General features: G+C 63.2%; 1 protein-coding gene. It reads right to left on the bottom strand.

The window, feature by feature from the left end; all coding sequences use genetic code 11:
* Positions 1–35: 35 nt before the first annotated feature.
* Positions 36–1,259, bottom strand: a complete 1,224-nt coding sequence (locus EV656_RS16430) for an IS256 family transposase (RefSeq protein WP_132605872.1) — start codon at positions 1,257–1,259, stop codon at positions 36–38.
* Between the last annotated feature and the right edge of the window lie 59 nt (positions 1,260–1,318).

Genomic DNA, 1,318 nt, shown 5'->3' with positions numbered 1-1,318 from the left:
GAGACTGTGCAGAATTCTGTGCCCTGGCGCATTGTTTACGCCATCGGGAAGCGATCTTCGAACATGATCGCGAACTGGCTTTTGACTGCGTGCCATTCGCGGACTGAGCGCTTCCACTCCCGAGAGGTAGCATTCAGCGCCAAATAGATCAATTTCGCTGCAGCCTCCTCGCTGGGGAAGTGCCCCCGGGTGCGGACGGCGCGGCGGATCTTCGAGTTCAGCGCCTCTATGGCGTTCGTTGTGTAGATCAGCCTGCGCACCTCGGGCGGGTAATCGAGGAATGGGATCACCTCGTTCCAGGCCCGCCGCCAGTTTGGGGCGATCGCCGGATACCTGGCGGCCAGGTCGCTTTGCTCGAACGCAGCCAGCGCGGCTTCGGCGGCCCCCGCATCGACGGCCGTGTAGACGGCCCTGAGCGCCGCAGCCACGGCCTTGCGATCCTTGTAGCTCGCGAAGCTCATAGAATGGCGCAGAAGGTGCACGATGCACGTTTGAACCTGGGTCTGGGGAAAGGCCGCTTCGATGGCCTGGGGGAACCCCTTCAGCCCGTCCACGACGGCGATGAGGATGTCCTGAACCCCGCGATTACGCAGGTCGTTCAGCACCTTGGCCCAGAACTTGGCGCCTTCGTTGGCCTGGAACCACAGGCCGAGAACGTCACGGGTCCCGTCAGGCAGGATGGCCAGGGCGACGAAGACCGCCCTGTTGCTGACCGCCCCATCGCAGCGGATATTGACCCGGATCGCGTCCATGAACACGACAGGGTAACAGGGCTCCAGCGGCCGGTTCTGCCAGGCCGTGACCTCGTCCATGACCGCGTCGGTGATGGCCGAGATCAGGCTCGGGGATGCCTCGACGCCGTAAATCTCTTCGATATGCCCCTGGATCTCGCGGGTCGTCATTCCCCGCGCGTACATACTGATGATCTTGGTGTCGAATTCGGGGAAGCGGCGCTGATACTTCGCGATCAGGATCGGATCGAAGCTGCCGTTGCGGTCGCGGGGGATGTCCAGAACGACCTTCCCGCTGTCCGTGGTCACGGTCTTCGGGCTGCTCCCGTTGCGCCGGTTCGGCGGCTTGTTCTGGCCCTCCGGCAGCGGACCGGTCCGTTCCTCGGTCAGATGCGCGTCCAGCTCCGTGCTCAAGGCACGTTCCGCCAGCGCCTTCGTCAACTCGGCCAGAACGCCGTCCTTGCCGAAGAGATCACCGGGCGAACGCCCTGCCATCAGCTGGTCCAGAAGGTCTTTGTCGATGCTCATACGTGGGTCTCCTCATCTCAGAGCTACCACGCCAGGGCACAGAATTCTGCACAGTCTCG

Origin of the sequence: Rhodovulum adriaticum (assembly GCF_004345735.1) — a bacterium.
Taxonomy (GTDB): Bacteria; Pseudomonadota; Alphaproteobacteria; order Rhodobacterales; family Rhodobacteraceae; genus Rhodovulum; species Rhodovulum adriaticum.
The sequence above is the reverse complement of the archived record's forward strand: the minus strand, read 5'-3'. Positions and strand labels throughout refer to the sequence as shown.